This window comes from Paracidovorax avenae ATCC 19860 (genome assembly GCF_000176855.2).
Lineage (GTDB): Bacteria > Pseudomonadota > Gammaproteobacteria > Burkholderiales > Burkholderiaceae_C > Paracidovorax > Paracidovorax avenae.
Genome location: NC_015138.1, coordinates 3969202 through 3991004, shown reverse-complemented (window position 1 = coordinate 3991004; position 21803 = coordinate 3969202). Strand labels below are relative to the sequence as shown.

General features: G+C 66.5%; 18 protein-coding genes. 12 read left to right on the top strand and 6 right to left on the bottom strand.

Annotation, left to right across the window (positions count from 1 at the left end; genetic code table 11):
• From mutM to mutY, 3 genes are all read left to right on the top strand, one after another.
• Positions 1-816: a bifunctional DNA-formamidopyrimidine glycosylase/DNA-(apurinic or apyrimidinic site) lyase gene (gene mutM, locus ACAV_RS17430; protein ID WP_013595905.1), complete on the top strand. Its 816-nt coding sequence runs from the start codon at positions 1-3 to the stop codon at positions 814-816.
• 86 nt (positions 817-902) lie between these two features.
• Positions 903-2864 (top strand): dynamin family protein, encoded by a 1962-nt coding sequence (locus tag ACAV_RS17425; protein WP_013595904.1) that lies wholly within the window; start codon positions 903-905, stop codon positions 2862-2864.
• On the top strand, positions 2861-3937 hold the full coding sequence (gene mutY / locus ACAV_RS17420) for an A/G-specific adenine glycosylase (protein ID WP_013595903.1): 1077 nt from the start codon (positions 2861-2863) through the stop codon (positions 3935-3937). The genes ACAV_RS17425 and mutY overlap by 4 nt, the downstream gene beginning before the upstream one ends.
• Here mutY and rapZ read toward each other — a convergent pair.
• From rapZ to ACAV_RS17405, 3 genes are read right to left on the bottom strand one after another with little or no spacing between them, the layout of a single operon-like run.
• Positions 3934-4806 carry an RNase adapter RapZ gene (gene rapZ / locus ACAV_RS17415; protein WP_013595902.1) on the bottom strand — a complete coding sequence of 291 codons (873 nt, stop codon included), beginning with the start codon at positions 4804-4806 and terminating at the stop codon, positions 3934-3936. The two genes, mutY and rapZ, sit on opposite strands and share 4 nt — an antisense overlap.
• The gene (gene recN, locus ACAV_RS17410; protein ID WP_013595901.1) at positions 4803-6476 is read right to left on the bottom strand and encodes a DNA repair protein RecN; all 1674 of its coding nucleotides are present in this window, start codon (positions 6474-6476) and stop codon (positions 4803-4805) included. Before recN ends, rapZ begins: the two co-directional genes overlap by 4 nt.
• Before the next feature lie 2 nt (positions 6477-6478).
• Positions 6479-7375 carry an NAD kinase gene (locus ACAV_RS17405; protein ID WP_013595900.1) on the bottom strand — a complete coding sequence of 299 codons (897 nt, stop codon included), beginning with the start codon at positions 7373-7375 and terminating at the stop codon, positions 6479-6481.
• Positions 7376-7404: 29 nt separating this feature from the next.
• Between ACAV_RS17405 and hrcA the strand changes: the two genes are divergently transcribed.
• Positions 7405-8409 (top strand): heat-inducible transcriptional repressor HrcA, encoded by a 1005-nt coding sequence (gene hrcA / locus ACAV_RS17400; protein WP_013595899.1) that lies wholly within the window; start codon positions 7405-7407, stop codon positions 8407-8409.
• Positions 8410-8440: 31 nt separating this feature from the next.
• Here hrcA and ACAV_RS17395 read toward each other — a convergent pair whose 3' ends face one another.
• The 3 genes from ACAV_RS17395 to ACAV_RS17385 form a co-directional block, all read right to left on the bottom strand.
• Positions 8441-8842 carry a hypothetical protein gene (locus ACAV_RS17395; RefSeq protein ID WP_013595898.1) on the bottom strand — a complete coding sequence of 134 codons (402 nt, stop codon included), beginning with the start codon at positions 8840-8842 and terminating at the stop codon, positions 8441-8443.
• A gap of 216 nt (positions 8843-9058) precedes the next feature.
• The gene (locus ACAV_RS17390) at positions 9059-9760 is read right to left on the bottom strand and encodes a LuxR C-terminal-related transcriptional regulator (RefSeq protein ID WP_013595897.1); all 702 of its coding nucleotides are present in this window, start codon (positions 9758-9760) and stop codon (positions 9059-9061) included.
• Positions 9761-10620: 860 nt separating this feature from the next.
• A complete protein-coding gene (locus ACAV_RS17385) occupies positions 10621-11304 on the bottom strand; it encodes a S24 family peptidase (RefSeq protein ID WP_013595896.1) in 684 nt (227 codons plus the stop codon).
• A gap of 158 nt (positions 11305-11462) precedes the next feature.
• On the opposite strand from ACAV_RS17385, the gene ACAV_RS17380 reads away from it, so the two are divergent.
• From ACAV_RS17380 to ACAV_RS24990, 8 genes are all read left to right on the top strand, one after another.
• Positions 11463-12074: a hypothetical protein gene (locus ACAV_RS17380; RefSeq protein ID WP_013595895.1), complete on the top strand. Its 612-nt coding sequence runs from the start codon at positions 11463-11465 to the stop codon at positions 12072-12074.
• A 505-nt stretch (positions 12075-12579) separates the two neighbouring features.
• The gene (locus tag ACAV_RS17375; protein WP_013595894.1) at positions 12580-13227 is read left to right on the top strand and encodes a phage tail protein; all 648 of its coding nucleotides are present in this window, start codon (positions 12580-12582) and stop codon (positions 13225-13227) included.
• A 97-nt stretch (positions 13228-13324) separates the two neighbouring features.
• Positions 13325-13705: a phage tail assembly chaperone gene (locus ACAV_RS17370; protein ID WP_013595893.1), complete on the top strand. Its 381-nt coding sequence runs from the start codon at positions 13325-13327 to the stop codon at positions 13703-13705.
• Positions 13706-13722: 17 nt separating this feature from the next.
• A complete protein-coding gene (locus ACAV_RS17365) occupies positions 13723-14049 on the top strand; it encodes a DUF1799 domain-containing protein (protein ID WP_013595892.1) in 327 nt (108 codons plus the stop codon).
• A gap of 129 nt (positions 14050-14178) precedes the next feature.
• On the top strand, positions 14179-16599 hold the full coding sequence (locus ACAV_RS23855; protein WP_049791128.1) for a phage tail length tape measure family protein: 2421 nt from the start codon (positions 14179-14181) through the stop codon (positions 16597-16599).
• 2319 nt (positions 16600-18918) lie between these two features.
• Positions 18919-19833, top strand: coding sequence for a carbohydrate-binding protein (locus tag ACAV_RS17355; RefSeq protein ID WP_013595891.1), 915 nt, complete (start codon positions 18919-18921; stop codon positions 19831-19833).
• 147 nt (positions 19834-19980) lie between these two features.
• On the top strand, positions 19981-20847 hold the full coding sequence (locus ACAV_RS17350) for a hypothetical protein (RefSeq protein ID WP_013595890.1): 867 nt from the start codon (positions 19981-19983) through the stop codon (positions 20845-20847).
• Positions 20844-21620, top strand: coding sequence for a hypothetical protein (locus ACAV_RS24990; protein WP_013595889.1), 777 nt, complete (start codon positions 20844-20846; stop codon positions 21618-21620). The genes ACAV_RS17350 and ACAV_RS24990 overlap by 4 nt, the downstream gene beginning before the upstream one ends.
• Positions 21621-21803: the final 183 nt, after the last annotated feature.

Sequence of the window (21803 nt, the reverse complement as noted above, 5' to 3'; positions counted from 1 at the left end):
ATGCCTGAGTTGCCCGAGGTGGAAGTCACGCGCCGCGGCATCGCGGACGCCATGGCGGGCGCGGTGATCGAGTCCGTGGTCCTGGGGAAGTCACTGCGCTGGCCCCTGGGCTGCGCTCCGGAAGACCTGCACGGCCTGCGCGTGGTGGCCGTGCGGCGCCGCGGCAAGTACCTGCTGTTGGACCTGGACCGCGGCATGCTGCTGATCCATCTGGGCATGTCCGGGAGCCTGCGCTTCGACCGGAGTACCGAGTCGCCCGGCGCGCACGACCATTTCCTCATGGCGACCAGCCGGGGCACCCTCCGCCTGAAGGACCCGCGCCGCTTCGGGGCCGTCGTCTGGGCGGATTCCGAGACGAGCCCGCAGGCGGTGAAACTGCTGGGCCGGCTCGGGGTGGAGCCGCTCGGCGATACCTTCACGCTGGAGGGATTCGTGGCGGCGCTGCGGGCCAGCCGGCTGCCCGTCAAGCAGTTCCTGCTCGGGGGCCGGGCGGTGGTCGGTGTCGGCAATATCTATGCGTCCGAGGCGCTGTTCCTGGCCGGCATCCGGCCGACGGCGCGTGCCTCTTCGATCGGGCCGCTGCGCGCCCGGCGCCTGCACGAGGCGATCCGCACGGTGCTGGCCCGCGCGGTGGAGCGCGGCGGCAGCACACTGCGGGATTTCGCCGGCGTGGATGGCAATGCCGGGCATTTCCAGCTCGAAGCCCACGTCTATGGGCGCGAGGGCCTGCCGTGCCGTACCTGCGGAACGCCGATACGCTCCATGCGGCAGGGCCAGCGCAGCACGTACTATTGCATCCGCTGCCAGCGGCCGTGATTTGGGCGGGCAATCTGGCCCGGGGTGCTGATATATTTTGCATGTGCCTGCAGGGCCGCAGCGCAGCATCCACCTCCAGGAGCACCGTGGGACCTTCTTTCAACGAGCAATTCGACCAGCATGGCGCCTGGCGGCGCGCTTTCGCGCTGCAGCTGAAGCACCTGGGGGAATGGATGTCGTCGCATGCCCTCATGGATGCGGCCATCGAGGAAAAGCTGCGCCGCCTGGAAGACCAGGTGCGCAGCGACAAGGTCATGGTCGCATTCGTCGCGGAATTCTCGCGCGGCAAGTCCGAACTCATCAACGCGATCTTCTTCGCCGACTATGGCCGCCGCATCATGCCGGCCAGCGCGGGGCGCACCACGATGTGCCCGACCGAGCTCGGTTACGACCCGGCGCTGCCCAACAGCCTGAGGCTGCTGCCCATCGAGACGCGCACGCAGCCCCAGGGGCTGGCCGAATGGCGGCTGCGGCCGGACCAGTGGAGCGAAGTGCCGCTGAACGTCGGCGACGCCGAGCAGCTGGCCCAGGCCATCGAGAAGGTTTCGGAAGTGCGCCGGGTCACGCAGGACGAGGCTCGCGCCCTCGGCTTCTGGCACGACGACCAGCCGCAGGAAAACCCCGTGCCCGACGCGAAAGGGCTGGTGGAGGTGCCTGCGTGGCGCCATGCGCTGATCAACATCCCCCACCCCCTGTTGCGCCAGGGCCTGGTCATCCTGGACACCCCCGGCCTCAACGCCGTGGGCGCGGAGCCCGAGCTCACCATCAATCTCATCCCGCAGGCCCATGCCGTGGTGTTCATCCTGGGTGCGGATACCGGCGTCACGCGGTCGGACCTGGAGATCTGGCGCCAGCACGTGGCGCCGTCCGTGGGCCATGCGGATGCGCAGCTGGTGGTGCTCAACAAGATCGATACCTTGTGGGACACCCTGAACTCCCCGACCCAGGTGCAGGAGCAGCTGGACCGCCAGCGCCTGGCCTCCGCCGACATGCTGGGCGTGGCACCCGACCAGGTGCTGCTGGTGTCCGCCCAGAAGGGCCTGGTGTCCAAGATCCATTGCGACGACGTGCTGCTGGAATCGAGCGGACTGCCGGCGCTGGAGGACGCGCTGGGGCAGGGCGTGATGGGCAAGCGCCAGGCCATCCTGCGTTCGGCCGTGACGGCCGGCGTGGCCTCCCTGCGCTCGGAAGCGGGCCGGACGATCAATATCCGCCGGCGCGACCTGGACGACCAGATGCTGGAGTTGCGCAGCCTGCGCGGCAAGAATGCATCGGTGATCGAGTCCATGCGCGTGCGCATCGAGCAGGAGCAGCGCGAATTCGACGCCAGCGCCGCCAAGATCCAGGCGGTGCGTGCCGTGCACCTGAAGCTGCTGCGCGACATCTTCCATGACCTGGGCGCGCGCTCGCTGAAGGCGGAGATGACGTCGCTGGTCGAAACCCTCCAGCAAAAGGGTCTGAAGCTCGGGGTCCGCAAGGTGTACGCGGAGACGTTCGAGCGCCTGCGCGCCATCATGGACAAGGCCCAGGCGTCGGCCACCGAGATCCACTCCATGCTGGGGGGGACGTTCCGCCAGCTCAATGCGGATTTCGGCTTCTCCCTGCAGGTGCCCGCCACGCCCCGGCTCGATGGCTTCCTGACGGAGATCCAGCAGATCGAGGCCCGCCACCTGCAATACATCGGCGTGGGCAACACCCTGCGGCTGGCGCAGCCCGATTTCACCCACCGCCTCGTGCGGGCTCTGGGAATGCGGCTGCGTACCGTGTTCGAATCGGCCGCGAACGACCTGGAGTTGTGGAGCAAGTCCGCCACGGCCCAACTCGACGCGCAGTTGCGCGAGCGCAAGCGCAGCTTCGCCCGGCGCATCGAGGCGGTGGACCGCATCCAGCATGCCGCCAGCGGACTCGTGGAGCGCATCGCGGAGATCGAGCAGGCCGAGCAGGAACTCGCGCAACTGGAGGCCCGCCTGCACGAACTGACGGAGCAGCTGGCTTCCCTCCCGGCGGAAAACGGCAAGCCCCAGCTCCGGACGCCGCTGTCCGCATGAAGCGCGCGGCCCCCGACATCGCCACCGAAGTGGTGCGCTGGCAGGCCGTGCATGGCCGCAACCACCTTCCCTGGCAGCAGACGCGCGACCCCTACCGGGTCTGGCTGTCCGAAATCATGCTGCAGCAGACGCAGGTCAGCACGGTACTGGACTACTACGTGCGGTTCCTGGAGCGGTTTCCCGACGTGCGGGCCCTGGCCGCGGCGCCGGAGGACGACGTCATGGCCCTCTGGAGCGGGCTCGGCTACTACAGCCGCGCCCGCAACCTGCACCGGTGCGCCAAGGAAGTCGTGGAGCGTTGCGGCGGGGAGTTTCCGCGCTCCGCCGAGGCGCTGGCCGGCCTGCCCGGCATCGGCCGTTCCACGGCCGGCGCGATCGCCTCCTTCTGCTTCGCGGAGCGCGTGCCCATCCTGGATGCAAACGTCCGGCGGGTGCTCACCCGGGTGCTCGGTTTCGATGCCGACCTGGCCGTCGCCCGCAACGAGCGGGACCTGTGGGATCGCGCCAGCGAACTGCTGCCGCTCGACGACCTGCAGGAATCCATGCCCCGCTACACGCAGGGCCTGATGGACCTGGGCGCGAGCCTCTGCACGCCGCGCAAGCCTGCCTGCATCCTCTGTCCCCTGCAGCCGCAGTGCGCTGCGGCCCGGGCCGGCAATCCCGAGGATTACCCCGTGCGCACGCGCAAGCTGCTGCGGCGGGCTCAGGCATGGTGGTTTCCGCTGCTGCACGATGGCGAGGGTCGCCTCTGGCTGCAGCGCAGGCCGTCCGAGGGCATCTGGGCCGGCCTGCATTGCCCACCCATGTTCGACAGCCGGGAGGAGGCCCGGGACTGGCTGGCGCAGCGCGGCGTGGTCCGCCCGCCACGGGAACTGGATGCCGTGTTCCATGTCCTCACGCACCGGGACCTGCACCTGCATCCCCTGCTGGTGCCCGGGCCGGAGCATGTCGCGCCCGGCCAGGCCGAAGCCGGGCAGGAGGGGGGCTGGTACACGGCCGCGCAATGGAAGGCGCTGGGATTGCCGGCCCCCGTGCGCAAGCTCCTGGATCAATTGCGGCTGCCCGCCGCCTAGCGTCCGTCGAGTTCCCGGTGGCGTCGCAGTGTCGTCCAGCGGTCTGAAAATTCCGCTGCGAGTCGCTCGACGAGATAGACGGACCGGTGCTGTCCGCCCGTGCAGCCGATCGCCACCGTGACATAGCTGCGGTGGTTCTGTGCCAGCGGCTCGAGCCAGTGCCCCAGGAAGCCGGAGATGTGTTCGCGCATCTGCAGCACCTCCGGGGCCTGTTCCAGGTAATGCACCACCGGCTGGTCCTTGCCCGTGAGGTGGCGCAGGCCCGGCTCGTAATGCGGGTTCGGCAGCATGCGCACGTCGAAGACATAGTCCGCGTCCACCGGCACGCCCCGTTTGAACGCGAACGACTGGAACACCAGCGTCAATTGACCTGGCAGCGCCGGCATCAGGCTCTTCACGTAGCCCTGCAACTGCGCGGCGCGGATCGCGCTGGTGTCGATGACGTGCGATTGCTCGCGCAGGTCGGCAAGCAGTTCGCGCTCGAGCTCGATGGTTTCCAGTAGTGCATGTGGCTCGCCGTACCATTCGTCGCGGGACAGCGGATGGCGGCGGCGCGTTTCCGAAAAGCGGCGCACCAGCGTGTCCGTGGTGGCATCCAGGAACAGCGAGTGCACGGTCACGCCTTCCGCTCGCAGGCGGCGCAGCTGCTGCGGCACCAGGGGCAGCGCCGTGGCGCTGCGCACGTCCATGGCGATGGCCACCCGGTTGCCGTGGTGCTGGTGCTCCAGCGCCACGAAGGCCGCGAGCAGCTCCGGGGGCAGGTTGTCCACGCAGTAATAGCCCGCGTCTTCCAGCGCGTGCAGCGCCACGGACTTGCCGGAACCCGACATGCCCGTGATCAGCACGATCTCCAGGGTGTTGGCCGTCATGCTCTGGCTCCCTTGGCTGCCGCGCGGCTGTTGTCCAGCATCTCGCGGGCGTGCGCCAGGGTGGCGGCCGAAGCGCGCTCGCCGCCGAGCATGCGTGCCATTTCCTGGATGCGGCGGTCGCCTTCCGCGGCGGCCACCGTGCTGACCGTTCCCTGCTGGCGGGAGCGCTTGGACACGACCAGGTGGTGGTCTGCGCACGCGGCCACCTGCGGCAGGTGGGTCACCGCCAGTACCTGCCGGTCGCGGCCTAGCCGCTGCATCAGCTGCCCCACGGTTTCCGCAACGGAGCCGCCGACACCGGAATCGACCTCGTCGAAGATCAGCGTCGGTGCTTCGCCCAGGCGGCTGGTGGTCACCGAGATCGCCAGCGAGATGCGCGACAGTTCGCCGCCCGAGGCCACCTTGCCGATCGGGCGAGGCGTCACCCCCTGGTGGCCCGCGACCAGGAATGCCACGCTGTCCAGCCCGTGGGGACCAGGCTCGGCCTGCGTGTCGAGCGCCACGTCGAAGCGGCCGCCCTTCATGCCCAGGCCCTGCATGGCCTGGGTGATGGCGCGCGCGAGCTGTGGAGCCGCCTTGGCGCGCTTCTGCGAAATCTCCCGGGCAGCCTGCATATAGGCGGCTTCGCTTTTGCGGGCCTGCTCCGCGAGGGCTTCCACATCCGAGGCCCCGTCCAGGCGTGCGAGCTCTTCCTCCCAGCCGGCGAGCAGTGCGGGCAGGTCCTGCGGCTGGCGCTTGAAGCGCCGTGCCAGCGACATCCAGAGCCCCATGCGCGCATCCAGCGTTTCGAGCCGGTCAGGGTCCACGTCGGTGTGGCGCAGGTAGGCCTGGAGCGAATGCGCCACGTCCGATGCCTGGGCCAGGCAGGACGCCAGCACGTCCAGCATGGACTGGAACTGCGGGTCGAGCGACGCCTTGCCTTCGAGCAGGCCGCGGGCGCGCACCAGCGGGCCGTGAGCGCCCGATTCATCATCCTCCAGCGCCGACAGCGCGTCCTGTGCCGTGTCGATCAGCGCCTGCGCATGCGACAGGCGCGTGTGCTGCGCGTTCAGCTCTTCCCATTCGCCATCGGCGGGGGCGAGCTTCTGCATCTCCGCGATCTGCCACTGGAGCCGGTCGCGCTCCTGCTGGATGTCGTTCTGGCCCGCAACGGCGGCATCCAGTGCCTTGCGGTCGTCGCGCCAGCGCGTCCAGAGGGGCTGCAGGCCTTCCGGGCGGATGCTGCCGTACGCATCCAGCAGGCCGCGCACCGCGTCCGAGCGCGTGAGGCTCTGCCAGGCATGCTGTCCGTGGATGTCGAGCAGGTGCGATCCCAGGGTGCGCATCTGCGTCGCGGTCACCGGCACCCCGTTGATCCACGCGCGGCTCTTGCCCTGGGTGTCGATGGTGCGGCGCAGCAGCAGGCCGTCTTCCGGAGGGATGCCCGCATCGTCCAGCCAGGCCGCGATGGCAGGGGTGCCATCGAACTCCGCGCACAGGTCCGTGGACGCCGCACCTTCCCGGACCACGCCCGGGTCGGCACGCGCGCCCAGCAACAGCTGCAGCGCATCGATGAGGATGGACTTGCCGGCGCCGGTCTCGCCGGTCAGGACGGTGAATCCGGTATGGAGGTCGAGCTCGAGGGACTCGACGATCACGAAATCACGCAGAGCAATCCGCTTCAACGCCATGCTCAGTAGCCTCCTTCGTTCCAGCGGAGTTTCTTGCGCAGCGTGGCGAAGTAGTTCCAGCCGCGCGGATGGAGAAAGCGCGCCCGGTAGTCCGAGCGCTGTACCAGGATGCGGTCGCCGTGCTGCAGGGACGCGAGCGACTGCATGTCGAAATTCGCGCTGACATCGCGCCCGCTGACGACTTCCACGGCCACTTCCATGCTGTCCGACAGCACGATGGGCCGGTTCGACAGCGTATGCGGCGCGATCGGCGCCAGCACCCAGCCGGGAATCGTCGGGTGCAGCATCGGGCCGCCTGCGGACAGGGCATAGGCGGTGGAGCCCGTGGGCGAAGCGATGATGAGGCCGTCTGCGCGCTGGTTGGACACGAAATGGCCGCCCACTTCCACGCGCAGTTCCACCATCCCGGACGTGGAACCGCGGTTGACCACCACGTCGTTCATCGCCAGTGCCTCGAACACGCACTGGCCCTGGCGCATCACCCGGGCCCGCATGAGGGGGCGCAGGTCTTCCTCGTACTCGCCCCGCAGCATGGGCTTGAGAACCGTCGGGTACTCGCCCAGGGGGATGTCGGTGATGAAGCCGAGCCGGCCCTGGTTGATGCCGATGAGCGGCGTGCGGTACTGGGCGAGTTGCCGGCCGACGCCCAGCATCGTGCCGTCGCCGCCCACCACGAGGCAGAGATCGCAGTCCAGCCCGATGCGCTCCACGGAGAGCGCCGGGTAGTTGGTGAACCCCGTGTTCGCGGCGGTATCCGCCTCGAGGGCGACCTCGCACCCCTCGTTGGCCAGGAATCTGGCGATGCCGTCCAGCGCGTCGCGCGAACTGTCGGACATGCCTGCAGAAGTGGGCGCCTGGTACTTGCCGACGAGCGCCACGCGTTGGAACCTGAGCTTCATCACGGAAATTAGATCATTAAAATGATTCAATGCTCGACGACCGTGCCAAGTTGTTGCTCAAAGCGCTGATCGAGCGCTACATCGCCGACGGCCAGCCGGTGGGTTCGCGCACGTTGTCGAAGGCGTCGGGCCTGGACCTTTCCCCGGCCACCATACGCAACGTCATGGCCGACCTGGAGGACATCGGGCTGATCGCCAGCCCCCATACCTCCGCGGGCCGCATCCCCACCGCCAAAGGCTACCGGCTGTTCGTTGACACCATGTTGACGGTGCAGCGCGGTGAGCTGTGCTCCCCCGAGCTCGCGGCCGACCAGCCGCAGAAGGTCATCGCGAACGCCGCGCAGCTGCTGTCGAGCCTCTCGCAGTTCGTGGGCGTGGTGATGGCTCCGCGCCGGCCGTCGGTCTTCCGCCACATCGAGTTCCTGCGCCTCTCGGAGCGGCGCCTGCTCGTCATCATCGTCTCTCCGGACGGGGATGTGCAGAACCGCGTCATCTTCACCGAAGTGGACCATTCCCAGTCGCAACTGGCCGAGGCCGCCAACTTCCTCAACAGCCACTATTCCGGCCTGGGGATGGACGAGGTGCGCGAGCGGCTCAAGACCGAGGTGGACCAGTTGCGCGGAGAGATCGCTTCCCTCATGCAGGCCGCGGTGAACGTCGGCTCCGAGGCCATGGCCGCATCGCAGGAGGAGGTTGTCATATCCGGCGAGCGCAACCTGCTGGCCCTGAGCGATTTCTCCAACGACATGGGCAACCTGCGCAAGGCCTTCGACCTCTTCGAGCAGAAGACCCAGATACTGCGCCTGCTCGACGTCTCCAACCGGGCCGAAGGCGTGCGCATCTTCATCGGAGGCGAAAGCCAGGTCGTGCCTTTCGAGGAACTGTCGGTGGTCAGCGCCCCGTACGAGGTGGACGGGCAGGTCGTGGGCACGCTGGGCGTCATCGGCCCCACGCGCATGCCCTACGACCGCATGATCCAGATCGTGGATATCACCTCCAAGCTGGTGACCAATGCGCTGAGCCATCGCCGCTAGGACGACCCACTCGGATAGCACTTGCGGATGGCTACTTGCCGTCGCTCCACGTACCGCCCTTGATCACCGCGGTCGAGGTTTCGCAGGCTTGCCGCTTCTGCTGGATGGCATCGGCCGACAGTCCGTAATAGTAGGCATCGAGCGGTCGGCCCATCAGTCCCTTGCACGCACCGCTGGCAGGCCGTGGACATTGGCGCATGAGTGTCACCTTGCCCGGCTTGCCACCGAACCCGGCCGATGCCTGTGCGACCGCGTCGCAGCTGCTCTTGAGTTGCTCCGCCGTGACGTCGGACGAGAACTCCATGCAGTCTTTCACCGCCGTACTGGAACCCGCGACGGAGATGGTTCCCTCGATCACGCAGGCGCGGTTGGCGGACCAGGCCGCAGGGGCGACGAACAGGCCGATGACGAGCAATGGGGCGGCAATCCTCATGTTTTCTCCAATCCGGGCGGGCCGTGTGCGTGCCAGCCATACGTTTTTCAGCTTCCAGGCCGATGGGATCCCTGCACCCGAACCGGCTGGTTCTGCGAGGGGAACGCAGATTTATACGGGGTCGCCCCTCCGGCTGGTCCCCCGCCATGGCAGGAATTGCGTAACCCCTTGTGTCGGTTGGACCGGACCAGCCGCGGCGCGGCTGCGCCGGGCGGCTCAGGATTCATCCATCCGGACGCCGCGCAGCCTGGAGATAAGTTCCACCCGGTTGCTCGCGCCGAGCTTTTGCAGGATGGCCGTGAGGTGTTCCTTGACCGTGTGCTCCGACAGATGCAGCGCATTCGCGATGGGTTTGTTGGGCAGTCCCTCCAGGACCAGCGCGAGGATTTGCCCCTGGCGCGGGGTCAGGCCGAGATCGGCAGGTGACAGATGGATCTCGCGGGGTGTCGTGGCACCGATGGCTGTGGTGGTAGCCGTGCTGGAAAGGCATGCCGTCGCCCCGGAGTCGAACCAGGAGGCGCCATCGAGCACGGCATTGATGGCGGCGTGGAAGGTCTCGGGCGGTTCCCGCTTGTGGATGAATCCGTGGGCGCCGCTGGCCCGGGCCTTGAGCACAATGGCTGGATGGTGGTCCGCGCTCACGATCAGCACGCGTGTCCCGGGGGACATCGCGAAAAGGTTGTCGATGAAAGACGTCGCGGCACCCTCCGCGAGCCAGAAGTCCACCAGCGCCAGGATGGGCGAGCCGTGCGAGGCAATGATGCGCAGGGCCTCGGATGTTTCGTGGGCATGGCGGGCTTCCTCCAGCCGGGGGTGGAGGCGCAGGAACTCGGCCATGCCACGTGCAACGAGTGGATGGTCATCGATGACAAGCGCGTAGTGCGCCAGCGGAAGGCGGGAAAAGGCGGACAGGGGCATACGACGTTCTGGCGACCAGGCCGGATCATCAAAAGCAACTCGACCGTAACTTTCGAGGGTAACCGATACGCTGGCGCGGACCAGTTACAAAACCTGTGTCCAGGCGTCCGAGTGAAACGGGCCGTGCGGAGGCTCTTTCGTGTCCCATATGCTGGGTTCCAGGAGCCGGTCAGCAAGCCAGGGGGTTGCGCGTTCCGCAAAACCGCATGCAGGGGTTTTTGGGGTGGCCCGGCTGCGTATGCGACAATCGCTGGCTGTGGGCCGTTAGCTCAGTTGGTTAGAGCAGAGGACTTGACGGGGAGGTTCCTGTCCCCAGGCAACGGCCTGGGAATGGAGCGGCACCCAATGGGTTGCTCAAGGTAAGTTCACTCTGCCTTGAAGTAGAACTTCTCAAATTCGGTGAACGCTACTGCGCGTCCTGCGCGCTATGCCAACGCCGAGCGAAGCCCTCCACAAGGGGGGAACGTGTAGAGACTCGACGGGAAGGCCGAAAGGCAAGACAGAGTCCAGGCCACGAACCGGAAACGGGCGGCGAAAGCCGAAGTGGCACGCATAATCCTTTGGTCGCTGGTTCGAGCCCAGCACGGCCTACCACATACACGAGATGGACGAAGCGCGGCATGGGGCGACGATCCCACGCGGCGCTGACCGTTCGAAAGGGCGCTGCGCTGCTGGTTCCCCGGCCTTGCCGACGGGCTGGGCCTTTGACCACATCCATGCCGGTGCCCGCATCTTCGGGCCCCCGCCTGCTATCGCCCACGATCGTTTCTTTCTGTTTAATAAGACGTGGCTGACTTGCCGGGTGTTTAAACGTCGTGGCTTTCCGGCGGGTCGTTAAACATGGCGAACAACGGGTGCGTTCAGATCTTGCGTCCGTTCCAGATCCATATCACCTTGCCGAGGATCTCCACCGTGTGCTTGCCGTCCAGCACATCCACCGTCTTGACGGTGGGGTTGTCGCTGCTGATCTCGTAGGCACCGTCGAGCCGCTGGCGCACGCGCTTGATGAAGAGGCGGTTCTGTGCTCCCAGGACATACACCCCGTCCACCTCCACCGTGCGCACGCCCGCGTCCACCAGCAGTACATCCCCGTCCAGGAACGTGGGTTCCATGGAATCCCCATAGGCGTGGATGAAGCGCAGGTTCTCGGGGGTGCTGAGGCCGCGCAGCGTCCTGCCGATCCAGGTGGGCGAAAGTGTGAGACGGCCCACCATCACGTCCTCGTGCGCCATTTCGCTGCCAGCGCCCATGGATGCTGCATTCGCCAGCTGCGGCACCGTCACGCTGCCCGATGTGGTCACCGCTGCGGGCTGGGCTGGCCTGCGGTGTGCCGGGGCAGGCTGCCTGTCGCCGGTCAGCAGCCACGCGGCGGAGCAGCCGATGAGTTCTTCCGCTTTCAGTGCGCCGGCCTTGGAAACACCCCGCATCTCCCAGTTCTTGATGTTCTGCGGGGACTCTCCCAGCAGGCGAGCCACGGCGGACTGGCCGGTGACGTCCTTGAGCTCGGAGGCGGCTTGGTAGAGGCGTAGGGCGCTTTCATGCATGGCGCCATTGTCCACCGTTTAAACAAAATGTTGTTAAACAAATTGTTTGACTTGGGTTTAAACATGATGTTAAATGGAGGCATGGATCGAGACACCGCGCCAGACTCTGCACAGGTGCTCCCGGTCTGCCCGACGCCCCTCACCCCTGAAGGAAGACCATGTACCACAACGATTCCCGCACCGTCCAGGAGGCCTACAGCACCGCCGGCAACTCCTCCAATCTCCGTCTTTGTGTACGCGAGGGCGCTTCCCGATCGGATGCGGACCTCCTGGTGGCTGCCGGCTGGAGCCGCTCCCGCGTCGGAGGGGCGCTGCTGCGGCTGCATTCGGAGTACGACGGGGCAGACCATTCGCGCATGCCGCGGGCCGACATGGTTCATTCGTCGCCGAAGGAGCCGCCGCAAGACGCGGATCAACGCCTCGCACTCCAGCATGCCCAGGTGTTCGCCCGCCTGAAGACGCTGCCGCAAGTGCGCGAGCAACTGGCCGCGCAGGCGACCCGTTGGCGCATCGATGCGCCGCATTCCGTGGCCGCCGCAGTGCTGTACTGGTGGCTTCAGCCGACGTGCTCGGCGTGCGAAGGCCGCAAGTTCGAGTCCATGCCGGGTGCGGCACGGCTTTCATCCAGGGCGTGCAAGGCGTGCGCCGGCACGGGCCTGTCTCGCGTGCCGCATGGCGAGGCGGGGCGCCGCATGGCCAACTTCATCGATGACTGCGTGCACCGGGCTCGCCAATCCATCGGAAACCGCTTGCACTCCATCAGGAGCTGAATTAGAATTGCACCAGTCGATTGCAGAGGATGCTTATCCTCTCGCCCGACGCCTCTTTGTCGAATGCCCGCAACTATCAGACTTCTGGTCTGGGTGGTGTGCGGTAGATCCTGATGAAGATGCACGTCCATTTTTCCGAAGCCCGCAGTGTTCGCCCTGCGGGCTTTTTCTTTGGCTATGCAAAAGCCCGCGCAGCGCTTGCTGTCGCGGGCTTTTTTGCATCGAAAGGTCCGCCATGCAGGCAATGAGATGCGCCCGCTGCGGCCGCAAGCGGGGCGCACTCACGCGTCCGGGCATCCAGGTGTCTGCATTGCGGCACCTCCTCACGCACGACTCGCCAGCCCCGGCCCTGGCGTGAACATCCGGGCATTTCCCGAGCGGCTACGGAGCCTGTCAGGTTTCTCCCGTCGCGCCGTCCCTCCACTTTCCGGCCTCACGGCCATCTTCGCCCGACAGGGCATCCACCCGCCCGCGCAAGCGGGCTTTTTTCATTGAAAGGCACAACATGGCTGTCTCCCTTCCCGACGGTGCAACCGTCGCCATCGCAACCGGCTACGGCACCGCCAAGGCCATCACCGCCATCTCCAACGCGGCGCCCGGCGTGGCCACCAGCACGGCGCACGGGCTGGCCAACGGCGCGTTCTTCGAGCTGAAGTCCGGCTGGCAGAAGATCAGCGAGCGGATCTTCAAGGCTGCCAATGTCGCAGCGAATGCGCTGGAAATCGCAGGCTCCGACACGGCCGACGTGAACCGCTTCCCGGCGGGCTCGTCCGCCGGTTCGCTGCGCGAGATCCTGGCCTGGACCCAGATCCCGCAGATCCTGGAGTTCACCACCAACGGCGGTGACCAGCAGTTCGCGAACTTCTCGTTCCTCGAGGAGGACTACGAGCGCCAGCTGCCCACGGTCACCGGCGCGCAGTCCATCCAGATCGGCATCGGCGACGACCCCACTCTGCCCGGCTACCAGGCGCTCAAGGCCGCGGGCGAGTCGCGCGCGATCCGCGCGGTCAAGGTCGCGCTGCCCAACGGCTCGGTGATCCTCTACAACGGCTATGTGTCGTTCAACGAGACCCCCACCCTGACCAAGGGCCAGGTGATGCAGGTGCGCGCCACCATCTCCCTGCAGGGCCGGCCGGTTCGCTATACGGCCTGATCCAGGGCCGGTGCGCCAAGGCCCTGCGGGGCCTTTTTCATGCCCCGCCGAACGTATGCGGCGAGGGCTTTTTTTCTTTTTTCGAAAGCACAACATCATGGCAAAAATCGTCCTGGGCAAGCGTCCCGAATCGTTCAAGCGCAAGGTTTCCTTCCCGATGCTCGATGGCACCACGGGGGTGATCCACTGCGAATTCTTCTACCGCACGAAATCCGAATTCGGCCAGCTCGTCGATGAGATCGCGGAGGCCGCGGCCATACCCGCATCCGGCAGCCCCGGCACGATCAGCGACATTCTCGGCAACGCCGTGCGAAAGAACGGCGACTACCTCCTGAAGATCGTCAAGGCCTGGGACCTGGAAGACGTGGAGGTCAACGCGGAAAACGCCACGCGGTTCGCCGACGAGATTCCCGGAGGCGCCACGGCGATCTTTGATGCCTATCGCGAAGGCTGCGTCGAGGGCAAGCTGGGAAACTGACCCGCATCGCGCGCGCCATGTACGAGCCCCAGGCCGGCGACGCCGAACTGGCCGCGTGGGGGCTGGAGCGCCGCGATTACGACGATACGGCTACCGAAGTGTGGCCGGAGAACTGGCCCGTCTATGTACTGTGGTCGCGCATCTGCAACCAGTGGCGCGTGGGCATGGCCGGTGCCGTCGCACTGGATTACGGCGTGCTGTTCCATGAGCTGGACCGCGCCGGCCTGGATCCCGACACATATGAAGAGCGCTTTCGCGACATCCAGGTGATCGAGTCCGAGGCGCTCACGGTCTTCGCCGAGAGGGCGGAGAGGGAGCGGGCGCGCATCGGCGGGGCGGCATGAATTGCTGCGCCCGCATGCGCGGCTGTCCGCCGCCACCCGGCACCGTACGGGGCCCGCCTCTGGCGGACTTTCATTTTCCAGGCCGCCCGGCTGCATGCCGCGCGGTCTTTTTTTACATGGGCAGGAGCTATGTCCGACAACACAGTGCAGGGCACACTTCAACAGGATGCAGAGCAGGCGCTGCGGGCCCTGGCCAGCATGGAGGCCGGAGTCCGCCGCATGATTGAACGCCTGCTTCAATCGGAGCAAGCGCTGCGTGGCGGCGGCGCGGCGATGGAAACCTATGGGGCATCGGTGGCCCAGGCTTCGGCGGCCATGCAGGTCCTGCCCGTGCAACTGGCCGCCATGGCTGCCGGCCTGATCGCGGGACAGGAGCCGATCGCGTTGCTTTCGGAGCAGGCCGTGAAGCTGGCGGAAGCTTTTGGCGGCATCGCTCCGGCAGCGGCGGCCGTGGGGGAAGCCGTCGCGACGATGGTGAATCCATTCACTGCGGCCGCTGCCACGGCAGTCGTTTTGACGGTGGCCTACCAGCAAGGGAAGCAGGAAGCGGATGCCTATGCGCGCGCAATCGCCTTGTCGGGGAACGCCGCGGGTCTTACGGTTTCGCAAATGCAGGATGCCGCCAGTGCCGTCTCGCAGACCGTGGGTACCCAGCACGAGGCCGCGCGAGTGATCGCGCTGCTCGGCGAGTCGGGGCAGGTGGCAGCGGAGGATCTGCAGCGCTTCACCGAGACGGCGCTGCGCATGGAGCGCGACGTCGGCGTGGCGGTGGCGGATACCGTGAAGGCCTACGTCGAGCTGGGCGAAAAGCCGGTGGAGGCTTCGCGCAGGCTCAATGAGCGCCACAACTACCTCACTGCCGCGGTGTACGACCAGATCAAGGCGCTGCAGGAGCAGGGTCGAGCGTCGGAGGCTGCCGCCCTGGCGCAAGGTGCATACGAGCGGGCCATGGCAGGAGTGGCCGACACGATGCACGACCGCCTGGGCTACCTGGAGCGCGCATGGCGCGGCCTTGGTTCGACCGCCAAGGGTGTCTGGGACCAGATATTGGGTATCGGCCGACCCGCTTCGATTTCCGAGCAGATCGCCGGGGTGCAGGCGCAGATCGAGCAGCGGCAGCAGCGCAACCAGTCCATCGGCATCCAGGATGGCAAGGCGACCAGAGACTTGCAGGACCAGCTGGCTCTCCTGCAGGAGCAGCAACGCAGGGAAAGGCGGGCTGCCGAGTCTCGGGCGGAAAACGCCAGGACAGAGAGAGAGGCGGTCGAGGCCAGCGACCGAGCCAGCGAGGAAAAGAAGCGCAAGGCGTCCTCTTCCCCGCATGGGCCATCGCCGGTGGCCGTAGCCAGGACGGAGCGCGGCTGCTGCGTCGGCAAAACGGCCGACAACTGCGCGGTCGCAGGCCGGAACATGGCTGCCGGAAGCAATACGGCAGCACCCGGACTCACCATGAGCGCTGACACCGCTGGCGGCAGTGCCGGCAAAGAGCGCAACGAGGAACTCGAGAAGGCCCGCCGCGCCTACGCCGCGCTCATCGACGAGGCAGGCAGAACCGCCAAGGCGATCGAGCAGCAGGCGTCCGAACTGGAAGCCTCCAATGCGCTGTGGGGCAAGGGAAAGGTCGAGATCGAGGAATACCGGCTTTCGCTCATCAAAGCCAAGATCACGGAACTGGAATCCGGCAGCGACTCCAGCTATGAGCCCGTCTACGTGGACAAGCTGCGCGAGCAGGCCGCAGCCCAGGAACGGAAGATCAACCAGACTCGCGTCGCGGAGCACAACGTGCTCCAGAAGCAGGCCGACGACATGCTCCGTTCGGCCGAAGCCAGCGTCGCCGCAGCCGAGCAGGAAGCCAGCCTGGCGTCGTTGACGGCGGTGGAGCGGGCCAAGATCGTCGCGCAGCGCCAGATCGAGGCAAAGTATGCGGAGAAGCTGGCCGAGGTCGAGCGAAGCAGTGATCCGGACAAGGCGAAGGTGCGCGAAACCCTGGAGAAGGCCCAGCGCAAGGAAACCGAGGCGGCCGTGGCCAAGGTCGTGCGCGACGATTGGGCGAAGACGGCGGATCAGATCCAGCAGTCGCTGACCGACGCCCTGTTCAAGGGCTTGGAGAGCGGGAAGGACTTCGGCCGGCACCTGAGGGATGCGTTGAAGAACATGTTCAACACATTGGTGTTGAGGCCTGTGATCAGCGCGATCGTGAAAGCCGGTGTCAGGGGCAATAGCGAGTGCGCTGACCGGCGACGGCGGCGGTGGCGGCGGAGGCTTTTCATTGCTTGGCAACGCGGGCGGCTTGCTCCAGCTGGGTGGTGGCGCGTTTGGCATGGGGATGAACGCAGGGGTATCGGCTCTTTTTGGCGAGGCGGGCTTCCTCGGTGCGATGGACGCGGCAGGTATCGCTATGGGTGCCGGCAATATCCTTGGAGGTATCGGCACGATCATCGGCGCACTGGGGCCTATCGCTCTGGGTATAGGGGCACTGGTGGCGATCATCAGCAGCCTGGACGACAGCGGCACCCTGCACCAGGGATCCACCGTGCAGTACAGCGCTGACAAGGGGTTCGAGCGCAGCGTGGAGGACCATGCGTTCGGGGTGAACCTGGGGATGATGTATTCGGCCGAAACCGACAAGGCCGTTTCGTCCGTCGCCAAGGGCGTGGTGGACCTGCTCGATGGATTCGGCAAGGCCTTCGGTCGCAATGGCAAGTACGAGATAGCCACGGGCTTTGCCGACGACTCGTCCAAGGACGGTGCCTGGGGCACGCTGCGCATCTCGCGCGACGGCAAGAATCTCGTGAACTGGGAGGACAACCGGCAGAGCAAATGGGCTGCACGCGAATTCGCTGATGGGCCGGAGGGGTACAAGCAATACCTTGCAGCGGTGGCGAAGGATACGCGCCAGGTGCTGCTCGACATGGACCTGCCGAGCTGGGCAGACCAGATCCTGAACGACCTCGGCGCTGAGGTGAACATGGAGGGGCTCCAGGCTGCCGTGGCGCAGATCGGCAAAATCGAATCGGTTTTCCAGACGATGTCGAGCACGCTGGTCGGTTTCGCGGGCATCAGCGACGAGGCGTTCGCAGCACTGATGAAGGTGGCGGGTGGCGTGGAGGCGCTGGGGTCCAGTGCCGCGACCTACTACCAGAAGTTCTATGACAGCGGAGAGCAGCGCGAGGCGGCCCGCAAGCAGATCGAGAAACAGCTGTCGGCTGCGGGAATCCAGCTTCCCGACATCGATGCGTCGGATGCGCGCAAGCAGTACCGCAGGCTGGTGGAGGCCCAGGATCTCAATACCGAGGCAGGACGGAAGGCCTATGCAGTGCTGTTGCAGCTCGCGGGGGCCTTCGATGCGGTTGCGGTGTCTTCCGAGGAGGTCGCACGCAAGCAGCAAGCCATCTCGGACAAGCGCTGGGATCTCGAGCAGCGCCTGCTGGTCGCCGAGGGCAAGAACCGGGAGGCGCTGGACATGCGCCGCAAGCAGGAATATGACGCGCTATGGAAGCTCGATCCGGAACTGGCAAAGCTGGTCAACCGTATCTGGGAGCTGGAGGATGCCGCTTCCGCGGCCGCGGAGGCCGAGGCCAAACGCAAGCAGGATCGCGAGGACGCCTATGGTCGCCTGCAGAACGCCGCCACGCTGGAGAGCGAGCGCCTCAATGCGCAACTGGAGTCCATCGACGCCCGGCGCAAGGCCATCGACACCCAGCGCGAACTGGCGCAGGAGTCGCTGTCGCTCGTCAATGGTGTATTCGAACTCGTGCGCAGCAATGCCCGCGAGTTGTATGGGCAGGTGGGCACCACCGCCACCATGCAGGCGGCGCGTGGATGGGCCTTCGTGGAGCAGTCGCTGGCGACGGCCCGTTCCACGGGTTATCTGCCTGACCAGGCATTGCTGCAGGAGGCCATCGGTGCGGCGCGCAGCGGCCTGGAGCCGGGCAACTACGCCACGCAGTTCGAGCTGGACCGCGACCGGCTGGGTTTGGCCGGCACGCTGTCCCAACTGGAGGCCATCAGCGGCGGGCAGAAGAGCGTCGCCGAGCAACAGCTCGCGGCGCTCAAGGGCCAGTCCGAAGCCCTCGATGCGCAGACCGATGCGATCAACCGGCAACTCAAGGCGCAGCAGGAAATGCTGGATTACTGGCGCCGGCAGATCGACATCGCGAACGGAACCTTTGATGCAACGTTGAGCGTTGCCGCAGCGATCGACAAGTTGCGTTCCCTGCTGGGCAAGGGCGAGGGCGACGGCTCTGCTTCCCCTGCTCCTGCCTCCGGTTCGGGCAGCGGCGGAGCCGTGTGGGGCGGCACCAGCGGAGGCCATGCGAGCGACGGCGGTGCCGCGGCCGCACAGGCCAGGTACCGGCGCCTCACATACCTGGGGACGGCAGGCATCGGATACGAGCCGGTCATCGACCAGGCGCTGATCGCGCGGCTCGACAAGCTGTCCCCGCTGTACCACTCGTTCGACGGAACCGGCGACCTGGTCGGGCTGCTCAAGGCGATCAAGGGGGCAGGGGGAACGCTGGACGACCTCTCGATCCTGAGCGGCTACTGGGTGTCGGACTGGGTGAAGGCTGCCGCGTCGGTGGGTTTCCCGGCCTTCGACCAGGGGACGAACTATGTCCCGCACGACACCCCCGCCATCGTGCACAAGGGCGAGCGGATCATCCCGGCCGCCGACAACCGGGCGTTAATGGCCTCCATCGATCGCAGTGAGCAAAGCGGTGCCTCCGCGCTGCTCGCCGAAATGCAGGCCCTGCGCGAGGACAGCCGCCAGCAGGCGGGAGAGACGGCGCGCCTCAACGCCCGCGTGGCGAAGGTGCTGGAGCGGTGGGACGGAGACGGCATGCCGCAGCAGAGACAGGAGGAAATCGCATGAGCAAGCAGACATTGACCGTGGTGCGGCCCCTGGTGGTCACGCCGGCCATGCTGGTAGGCAGCAACGTGCCGGAGTCCGACCATCCGCCCTGGTCGGCAGGCACGACCTATGCCAAGGGCGCGCGCGTCGTCCAGGCCACCGTGCACAAGGTGTACCAGAGCACGCAGGACGGCAACGTGGGCAAGGACCCTGCGGTGGACCCCTCTGGCGCCTGGGTGGAGGTGGGAGCGACGAACCGCTGGAAGGCCTTCGACCGGTCCGTGAGTTCGCAGACTGCGCAGGCCGCCAGCATCCAGTACCGGTTGCGGCCCGGGCAGGCCGTCACGTCGATGGCGGCCCTCCACGTCACGGGGGCGATACGCCTGCGCGTGCGCATGGTCGATCCGGCCTACGGCACGGTGTACGACCGCACCGAAGACCTGTCGTGGGTACCGGCCGCGCCGGACTGGTGGGAGTGGTATTTCGGAGAACACCGGGCTCCCAGCCAGTCGGTGCTGATGGACCTGCCGAGCTTTCCCGGGGCGGACGTGCTGATCGATCTCGATGGCACGTCCGCCCTGGCCGTGGGCGTGCTGCTGCTGGGCCAGGTGCGGACTTTCGCGCTGGGCGTGAAGGCCGGTGCGCGCGTCGGCATCCAGGACTACAGCCGCAAGGAGCGAACGGATTTCGGGGACGTGGTGGTGGTGGAGAGGGCCTTCGCCCGGCGCGCCAGCTTCTCGCTGCTGCTCGATGCCGCTGAGGTGGACGCCTTCAACGACTTCCTGGCCGAAGTGCGCGCCACTCCCTGCCTCTGGATCGGCTCTTCCCGATACGAATCGACCACGGTGTACGGCTTCTACAAGAGCTTCGACATCGTGATTTCCTACTACGACTACTCGGACTCCGAACTGGAGCTGGAAGGACTTACATGACCGACATCGTTTCCCCGCCCATCATCACCGCCATGCCGCCGGCGCCGCAGCCGACGGACACGCCATCGGATTTTCAAGGCCAAGGCGTTCGCGAGCGTCGCTGCGCAGGCTGCCTTCGTTCCGCAGGCGAATGCCCTGGGCGCCAACATGTTCCAGAACGCGACGGCCGCGGGCGAGAGCGCGGCAGCAGCGGCGGCCTCCGCTGCCACGGCGGTCGCCCAGGCTGGCAATGCTGCCGCCGCGCGGGCCGCGTCCGAGGCGGCGCGCGACACTGCAATCATCCAGGCGGACAACGCCAGCACGGCGCGCCAGGCCGCCGAGGAGGCCCGAGGTGCCGCTACCGGTGCAGCCCAGGCTGCGGCCCGGGATGCCTCAGCCGTGGCGCAGGGGCTAGGTACCATCTCGGGGGGACCCGTGGCCAGCATCAATGGTTTTAAGGGTGTGGTCACGATTCCCATTCCTGCAGTCGCCGATCTGGGCAACGCAGATCTTGCGTCTGCGGTGAATGCGGGCTTCTACCGCTTTGGATCGCCGGTGGCTGGCGCGCCCGTGGGGGTTTCCAATGGTCAACTGCTGGTGCTTCGCGGTCCTGACGGCGCCGCAACGCTGGCGCAACTGGCCATTGGCTCCAACGGGCTGGTCCATGCACGGGGAATGGCCGGCCTGCCTGGCAATGCCTCCGCATCGCCGTGGCGGCGCATGGCCATGCTCAACGAGCCGTCCCAACTCACCGATGGCGTCATGGATCTGTCGAAGGGCATGCGATTCCACCTGGGCATCAACGGCTCGACGGTGGCCCTGTCTTTCGTCAACGTGCCAGCGGACAGCGCTTCGGTGCTCCTGGAGATCAGCTTCATGATCGGAGGTGGCTTCACCCTGCCAGCAGGTTCCGTCTGGGCCAACGGCACGATACCCACCATCGTCACCGGCAAGCGCCATCTGCTTTACTTCGAAAAGTGCTTCGTGGGCAACGTGGGCTGGTACGTCTCTGCACTGACGGGATTCGCAGCATGATCCGGCCGCAAATGTTTTCGGGCGGCGCACTGCCGCTCGCGGATCCGGGCGAGGTGATCTTCCAGAGCGCGGGGGCGTCCAATTCACAGACCGTCTTCAACTGGGTGGTGCCGGCCGGCGTGTATGAGGTGTGCATGCTCGGCGTCTCCAGCCACAAGGCCTATGCGACCCGGGTTTCTCGTGGCGGCAACGATCTGCTGAACACGACATGGGCATCGGGAACCAACAATGCCCATGGCGGCGACGGAGGGGATGCCCGCAACGTCAATACTGTCTACAACGGGGGCGGTGGCGCTGGTGGTTACTCCGGCCCTGGCGGGCTCGGCATGTACCAGCGCGACGAGGGAATGGGCAACTACTCACTCATCAAGGGTACCGACGGACAGGGTGGTGGGGGGGGCGGTGGTGGCGGCGGACAAACATACCAGGGCCGCGGTGGCGGGGTCGGCATCTACGGGATTGGCGCGAATGGCGCAGCAGGCTTGATCTCCACACAAGGCTCTCCGGGAGGGACGGGAAGCGATAAAGGCCTTTATCGTGCCGGAGCGGGCACTTTGCACAATGAATGGAGTGCTGCGGGGTTTCCCTACGCCAAGCCAGGCGGCAATCTGCGGTACCGCAACGCGCTGGCGGTGATTCCTGGCGAGACACTCACGATCACGCTGGACTTCTGGATTCGCGACAACGCGGCCGGAACCGGGGCGATTGTGCGCATCCTTTGGGGAGGCGAAAGGTCTTTCCCTTCCAACGCTCCGGTGAACACGCCCACCTGACCGAGTGCGGCTCAGGTTCGGATCCCGGCATCAACACCAGCATTCCGTCAGCAATTCAGCTGGCAAATACGCCGATGGCGTTGAAGGTGACTTCGACGGTGACGCGCCCTGGTGGCGCTGCGACAAGCTCGCATGGCGCAACAACGCGGCAGTCACTTCGGGGCAGACCATCTCGCACTCTAT